The following is a 7487-nucleotide window of genomic DNA, read 5'->3' as shown; positions in this document are numbered from 1 at the left end:
TCGCCGGGCTGATCTGGGTGCTGATGCAGGTCATCAGCGTCGTCAGCCTCGTCATCATCGCCTTCGCCGTCGGCCTGCTGGTCACCGCGCTGCTCCAGCCGACGGTGGCGCGGCTGCGCCGCTGGGGCTTCAGCCAGGGGCTCGCCACCACGACCACGTTCGTCGGCGGCTTCGTCGCGATCGGCCTCATCGGCTGGTTCGTGGTCTGGCAGATCATGGAGAACGTCGACGATCTGACCGACCGGATCCAGCAGGGCATCGACGACGCGCAGGCATGGCTCATCGACGGGCCGTTCCACGTGCAGGAAGAGCAGATCAACAACATCGGCGACGAGATAAGCGACTGGCTCGGCGAGAACTCCAGCGAGATCACCTCCGCCGGCCTCGAAGGCGTCTCGTACGTGCTGGAGTTCTTCACCGGAGCCGCCATCGCCGCCTTCGTCACCATCTTCCTGCTCTACGACGGCGAGCGCATCTGGCGGTGGACGCTGAACTTCATCCCCGTCGACGCCCGCGACGCCGTGGCCGGCGCCGGCCCGAAGGTGTGGGCCACGCTCACCGGTTACGTGCGCGGCACGGTGCTGGTGGCGTTCATCGACGCCGTGTTCATCGGCATCGGCATCTTCATCCTCGACGTGCCCATGGCCGTGCCGCTGGCCGTGCTGATCTTCCTCTTCGCCTTCGTGCCGCTCGTCGGCGCCCTGGTCTCCGGCGCGCTGGCGGTGGTGGTCGCGTTGGTGACGAACGGGCTCCTCACGGCGCTGCTCGTGCTCGGCGTGGTGCTGCTCGTGCAGCAGATCGAGGGGAACGTCCTGCAGCCGCTCATCCTCGGCCGCATGGTGCGGGTGCACCCGCTGGCGGTGGTGCTCGCGGTGGCCACCGGCACGCTGGTCGCGGGCATCCCCGGCGCGGTGGTGGCGGTGCCGCTGATCGCGGTGCTCAACACGGCGATCGGATATCTCCGGGCGTACCACCTGGAGCACGCGGCGGATCCGGGGCCGCCACCGCACGGGGCGACGGCGCTCGATGTCTCCCCGGCCACGCCGACCGACGCCCCCGTGCCCGGCGGAGTCGCGGCGGAGGAGGTGCGGGCGGGGAGCGAGGACCGCCCGGAGGCCGGGCCCGGCGACGCGAAGCCCTAAGGGCCCGCCGCCCGTCGCGGCGGGACCGCGGTCAGTCGGTGCCGGGCAGCGCGGCCTCCGCGTCGAGGACCGTGCCGGCGGCCTGCACGACCGCGGCGACCTTCAGCGCCTCCTGCACCGTCTCGCGGTCCGCGCCGGTGCGCCGCAGCGCGCGCTCGTGCTCGTCCAGGCACGCGCCGCAGCCGCCCACCGCGGAGACGGCGACGCACCACAGCTCGTAGTCCGCCTTCGGTACGCCGGGCGCCCCCAGGACGTTCGTGCGCAGCCCGGTGCGCAGCCGGCCGTACCCGGGGTCGGAGAGCAGGTGCCGGGCGCGGAAGAAGACGTTGTTCGCCGCCATCGCCGCGGCGGCCGCCAGGGCGCCGTCGTACGCCTGGGGCGCCAGCCGCTCCCGCGCCTCCGGCGCCACCGCGCGCAGCACGGGCGCGGAGCGTACGGCGACGGCGCAGGCGAGCAGGGCGCCCCACAACTGCCGCTCCGGCAGGAGGCCGTCGTCGACGACCGAGGCGAGGTTGCGGCGGAGGTCCGCGGCGTAGCCGGGGAGGGCCGACCGGAGTGCGTCGAGTGCCACCCGCCCGACCCTACAGAACCGCGGGCGGCGGCCGCCCCGCTCGTACGCGCGCGTACGGGCCGGTCCGGCGCGCCCCCTATACGCGCCGGACCGGCCCGGGCCGCACGCGGCTACTCGGTGCGCAGTCCGTCCGGGCGCATCAGCCGGACCAGCAGCGGCATGCTCAGGGCCGTGACCGCGGCGACCACCCCGGTGCCCGCCGCCGCCATCGTCAGCACCGACGCCCAGTCGACCGCGACGGCCGAGTTCGTCATGCGCAGCAGCACCGCGCCCAGGACGAGCCCGAACGCCGTCGACAGGGCCATGCCCAGCGCCACCGGGATCGCCGTCTGCCACAGCACGGACAGGCTGAGCGTGGCGCGCCGGGTGCCGAAGGCGACCAGCGACGACAGCAGCCTGCGGCGCTCCCGCAGCTGTTCCAGCTGGCCGATGAGCAGGCTGCTGCCGATCAGCGCCAGCACGCACGTGGCGCCCAGCGCGAGCCCGGTGCGGATGCCGGCGAAGTCGTCCGAGACGGTCTCGTTGCCGAGGGTGTGGACGGCAAGCAGCGGGTCGAGGGCCGCGATCTCGTTGCGTACCCGGTCGGCCGCGTCCGGCACGGCCGGGTCGAGCCGCACGCCGACCCAGGCGCTGAACGCGCCGGAGTCGTGGACGTCGGGGACGGCGGCCGGGGTGGCCAGGATGCCGTCGTTGAGGCTGCCGTCGGCGCCGCGGAGGGCCCGGGCGGGGCGGACGCCGGGCGGCGGGGTCCAGGGAAGCGCCGCGCCCTTCATCTCGTCGTACGACGGGTCGAGGTACAGCCGGTCGCCGGCGGTCGCCAGGCGCCTGCTGTCGGCGGCGCCGTACGTGCCGGTGAGGAAGAAGGCGTCGCCGTCACGGCAGCCGGGGAGCTTCGCGATGCCGCGCAGCTCCGCGCAGGTGCCGACGGTCAGGGTGACGGATTCGCGGGGGTTGTGCCCGCGCGGGGCGACCACCGTGCTGATCCGGGTGTCGGCCACCCGGACGCCCTCGGTCGCGGCGACCCGCTCGCCCACGCGGAGGTCCTGCCCGGGCGCCGCGTACGCCGACAGCTGGTGCTCGGCGGTGTCGTGGCCGGTGGGCCGGGTGTAGTCGTCCTCGACGCCGGCGAAGACCATCTGCAGCGCGATCGCCCCGGCGACGGCGACGGCGATGCCGTTGACCAGCCGGGCGGCGGTGCCGCTGCTCAGCTGCAGCCGGCGCACCGCCAGCTGCCAGGACGTCGGCCCGCGCCCGAGCCGGGCGACGACGGCCTCGACGAGCCAGGGCAGCAGCGCGGTGATGCCGGTGAGCAGCAGCACGGTGCCGCCGATGACCTGCCACTCGGGGAACCCGTCGGCCCCGTCGCCGCGGCCCATCATCGGCGCGAGCAGCGCCAGCCCGAGGGCGGGCGGCAGCAGCCGCCACCAGATGCGCCGCCGGGCGGGCCGCGCCGACCGTACGACGCCGAGCGGCTCGATGACGACGCCGCGCAGCGCGAACAGGGTGACGCCGACGGCCGCGGCCGGCACGCCCACGGCGACCAGCGCGGCGAGCGCCGGCGAGGGGTCCAGGTCGGCGGCGAATACGCTCATGTCGTAGACCGTCACGCCGCCCGCGAGCCACCGTCCGACGAGGAACAGGCCCGCGCCGACCGCGAGTCCGAGCAGCGCCCCCGCCAGCGCCTCGCCCGCGGCGATCCGGCGCACCGCGCGGGCGTCGGCGCCGACGAGGCGGAGTGCGGCGAGCCGGCGGTCGCGGCGCTCGCCGCCGAAGCGGACGGCCGCGATGAGGAACACCGCGACGGGCATGAGCAGCGCGACGAACACGATCATCGTGAGCAGCAGCAGCACCGGTTCGATCGGCTCGTTCGCCGGTGTCGCGCCGAAGGCCGTGATGCGCTCGACGTTGGGATCGGCCGCCTCGATGGAGTCGCTGCCCGCGTAGTAGACGAGTTCGCTCGGTCCGATCAGGCCGCTGTCGGAGATGGTGCCGGCGAGGCCGTAGTCCAGGCGCTCGCGCAGCAGGCCCGCGTCGCCGTCGTCGAGCCGGTCGGCGAGCGCGGGGGAGACCACCATCTCGCCGGGCTCCGGGAGGCGGTCGACCCCGGGCGGCAGCGGTGCGTCCGGCCCCTCGGGGCGCAGCAGCCGGCCGCGGACGGCGGTGTCGCCGTACTCGGTGTCGACGTTGCCCACCAGCAGGGTGTCCTCGCCGGGGCCGCCGGGGCCGGACAACATCTGGTAGCGGGACTGCTCGCGGTGGTCGCGGGCGTCGAGCGCGCCCGGGACGGCGGTGGTGAGCAGCAGCAGCGCCACGCCGAGGCCGACGCCGACGGCGGTGAGCACGGTGCGCAGCCACCCTTCGCGCCCGCCGCGGAGCGCGAACGCCAGGCCCATGCGCAGGTCGTCGGCCCAGGTGCGCAGCGTGCCGCGGGAGTCGGGCGGCGGGACCGCGGGGGACGGGTCCGCGGCGGGCGCGCCGCCGGTGCCGGTCGTCTCGCCGGCGTACCTCACGTCACTCATCGGCCGGCCGGCTCCAGACTGCGGGTCCGCCCGTCGCGTACGACGACCTCGCGGTCGGCGTACGCCGCGACCCGTGCCTCGTGGGTGACCAGGACGACCGCCGCGCCGCTGTCCTGCGCGGCGGCGGTGAGCAGCTCCATCACGCGCTCGCCGTTGAGGGAGTCCAGCGCCCCGGTGGGCTCGTCCGCGAACACCACCCGCGGGGTGGTCGCCAGCGCGCGGGCGACGGCGACGCGCTGGCCCTGGCCGCCGGAGATCTCGCCCGGCCGCTTGTGCGTCACGTCGTCCACCTCCAGCCGCTCCAACCAGGGCCGGGCCGCGCGCTCGGCGTCGCGGCGGCCGAGGCCGGTCAGACGCAGCGGAAGCGCGACGTTCTCCACGCAGGTCAGCTCCGGTACGAGCTGGCCGAACTGGAAGACGAAGCCGAACTCCCGGCGGCGCAGGGCGCTGCGCTCGCCGTCGGACAGCGCGGCGAGATCGCGGCCGGCGTACGTCACGGTGCCGGCGTCGGCCGGGACGATGCCGGCGAGGCAGTGCAGCAGCGTGGACTTGCCGGAGCCGGAGGGGCCCATGACGGCGACGGTCTCGCCGGCGGCTATCGCGAAGTCGGCGCCGTCGAGTGCGGGAGTGCCGGCGTAGACCTTGCGCAGGGCGGTGGCGGTCAGGATCGGCGCCGGCCCGGACAGCTCGGACAGCTCGGACAGCTCGGGCGGCTCGGGCGACCGGGGCGCGGCGCTCATGCCCGTACCTCCGCCGCGAGCTTGCCCAGGCGCGCCGCGGTCAGCTCCAGCCACCGCAGGTCGGCCTCCAGGTGGAACAGGGCGTGGTCGCAGATCAGCTGGTCGGCGAGGTCGCCGTGCTGCTTGCGCCGGGTCAGCTCGCGCATCAGGCGCAGGTGCTCCGCGCGCTGCACGTCGAGCAGTTCGGCGGCGTCGCGGCCGGTGAGCAGCGCGAGGACGACCTTGGTGTAGAGGGTCGACTGCAGGTACGGCTCGGGCTTCTCGGGGGTGGCGAGCCAGCCGGCGACGTCGGTGACGCCGGCGTCGGTGATGGCGTAGCGCTTGCGCTCGGGGCCGCCGCCGGGCTCGATGCCGTCGACCTCGACGAGGCCGTTCTTCAGCAGCCGGGACATCGTGGAGTAGACCTGCCCGTAGTGCAGGGGCCGGTCGTGGCCGAAGCGCTCGTCGAAGGCGCGCTTGAGGTCGTAGCCGTGGCGGGGGCCGGACTCCAGGAGCCCGAGGAGGGTGTGGCCGATGGTCATGCCGGAGACTCTACACGGTGTGTATACGTGCCGTGTATAGCTGGAGTGTGTAGTACGTCACGGCTGGTGGGGGCGGTTGCGTCACGTCAACTCGGGGGTCTCGGGGGCAGAGCCCCCGAGTTTCGGGAAGGGGCGGGGTTGGGGAATCATCCCCGACGCCTCAGATCTCGAACCAGACCACCTTGCCCACGCTGAGGCGCTCCGCGCCCCAGTCCCGGGCCAGCTTGTACACCAGGAACATCCCCCGGCCGCCCTCGTCGGCCGGCCCCGCCCGCCGCATCCGCGGCAGCTGCGGCACGTCGTCCACGACCTCGCAGCGCAGCCGGTCCGTGTGCACCAGGCGCAGCGTCACCGGGCGCTGGGCGTAGCGGACGGCGTTCGTCACCACCTCGCTCACGAGCAGCTCCACGACGTCCGTCAGCTCCTCCAGGCCCCAGCCCGCCAGCGCCCCGCGCGCCAGCGAACGCGCCTCGCGCGCCGCCTGCGCGCGCGGGTCGAGGGACCACTGCGCCGCCGCGCTCGGCGCTATGCCGTCGAGCCGGGCCGCGAGCAGGGCGATGTCGTCGTCCCTGTCGCCCGGGCCGAGGACGTCCAGCACCTCGTCGCACAGCGGCTCCAGCGGCGGCGGGTTGCCCGGGCCGGTCAGCCTCGCCGTGCGGGTCAGCCGCGCGCACAGTTGGTCGATGCCCGTCGACACGTCCATCAGCCGGGACTCCACCAGCCCGTCGGTGTAGAGCAGCAGCGTCGAGCCCTGCGGAGCCTGCAGCTCCACCGCCTCGAAGCCCACGCCGCCGACCCCGATGGGCGCGCCCGGCGGTACGTCCAGCACCTCGCTGCCGCCGTCGCGGCGGAGCAGGACGGGCGGCGGGTGGCCGGCGTTGGAGGCGGTGAGGGTGTGCGCGATCGGGTCGTAGACCGCGTACAGGCAGGTGGCCATGCGGTCGTCGCCGAGCCGCTGCGCCTGCTCGTCGAGGTGGTGCAGCACCTCCTGCGGCGGCAGGTCGAGCTGGGCCAGGGTCTGCGCCGCGGTACGCAGCTGGCCCATGATCGCCGCGGAGGTCACCGAGTGGCCCATGACGTCGCCGACGACCAGCGCGACCCGGCTGCCGGGCAGCGGGATCGCGTCGTACCAGTCGCCGCCGACGCGCGCGGTCTCGGCCGCGGGCCGGTAGCGGCTGGCGAGCCGGACGCCGGTGGGCTCCGGCAGGTACTCGGGCAGCATCGTGCGCTGCAACTGGTCGGCGATGTACGCCTCGCGGTCGTAGATCACCGCCTTGTCGACGCCGAGCGCGGTGTGCGTGGCCAGCTGGGCGGCGATCAGCAGGTCGTCCTGCCCGTACGCGGGCCGCGCCGGACCCCGTACGAGCACCGCCACCCCGATCACCCGGCGCCGGCCGCGCAGCGGCGCGACGATCGTGCGCTTGTCGGCCGGCGCGTTCGCCAGCGGGCTCTCCCGGCCCAGCAGCTCCACGAGCGCGGCGCGGGCGGCCAGCGTCTCGCCGAACACCGGGCGTACGCCGCGCAGCACTTCGAGCAGCGCCCCGGCCCGTACGACGTCGACCTGCTCGGCCGCGCCCAGGCCCGGCGTCTCCGGCTCGGGGGCGGCGGGCAGCAGGCGGCTGCCGCCCATGCTGTCGACGTCCTCGACGCCGTCGGTGATGCGGTCCGTGCGCCGCAGCCGCAGCCGGAACGGCTCGGTCGGCTGCTCGTCGCCGACCGGCAGCGGGTCGCGCAGGTAGACGAGGATCGCGTCGGCGAAGGACGGGACGACGGAGCGGCACAGGCCGAGGACGATCTCGTCCAGGTCGATGCCGCGGGCGATCCGGCGCGTCGCCGCGCCGAGGAACCGCAGCCGGGCGGAGGCGGTGTCGTCCGCGTGCTGGCGGCCCGCGGCCCGGGCCTGGTCCGCGTCGGCGCCCGGCTGGGGGCGCGGCCGGCCGCCGTCGGGGGTGTCGTCGGCGCCCTGGTGCGCGGGCACGCCGCCCGTGCCGTCC

6 protein-coding genes are annotated in these 7487 nt (G+C 75.3%); 1 reads left to right on the top strand and 5 read right to left on the bottom strand.

Features of this window, described 5'->3' with window-relative positions; genetic code table 11:
- Positions 1 to 1142 (top strand): AI-2E family transporter (locus ABD317_RS31135; RefSeq protein WP_344294269.1); only part of this gene is annotated, 1142 nt, incomplete at its 5' end.
- 31 nt (positions 1143 to 1173) lie between these two features.
- On the opposite strand, the gene ahpD is transcribed toward ABD317_RS31135, so the two are convergent.
- The 5 genes from ahpD to ABD317_RS31110 form a co-directional block, all read right to left on the bottom strand.
- Entirely contained in the window at positions 1174 to 1713 is a 540-nt protein-coding gene (gene ahpD / locus ABD317_RS31130; RefSeq protein ID WP_344294267.1) for an alkylhydroperoxidase, AhpD family, read from the bottom strand.
- A 110-nt stretch (positions 1714 to 1823) separates the two neighbouring features.
- Complete coding sequence (locus ABD317_RS31125) at positions 1824 to 4232, bottom strand: FtsX-like permease family protein (protein WP_344294264.1); 2409 nt, start codon at positions 4230 to 4232, stop codon at positions 1824 to 1826.
- Positions 4229 to 4972, bottom strand: a complete 744-nt coding sequence (locus tag ABD317_RS31120; protein ID WP_425582482.1) for an ABC transporter ATP-binding protein — start codon at positions 4970 to 4972, stop codon at positions 4229 to 4231. The genes ABD317_RS31125 and ABD317_RS31120 overlap by 4 nt, the downstream gene beginning before the upstream one ends.
- Positions 4969 to 5493: a PadR family transcriptional regulator gene (locus ABD317_RS31115; RefSeq protein ID WP_344294261.1), complete on the bottom strand. Its 525-nt coding sequence runs from the start codon at positions 5491 to 5493 to the stop codon at positions 4969 to 4971. Before ABD317_RS31115 ends, ABD317_RS31120 begins: the two co-directional genes overlap by 4 nt.
- Before the next feature lie 160 nt (positions 5494 to 5653).
- Positions 5654 to 7487 (bottom strand): SpoIIE family protein phosphatase (locus ABD317_RS31110; RefSeq protein ID WP_344294259.1); only part of this gene is annotated, 1834 nt, incomplete at its 5' end.

This window comes from Streptomyces synnematoformans, from assembly GCF_039531005.1.
Classification (GTDB): domain Bacteria; phylum Actinomycetota; class Actinomycetes; order Streptomycetales; family Streptomycetaceae; genus Streptomyces; species Streptomyces synnematoformans.
The sequence above is the reverse complement of the archived record's forward strand: the minus strand, read 5'-3'. Positions and strand labels throughout refer to the sequence as shown.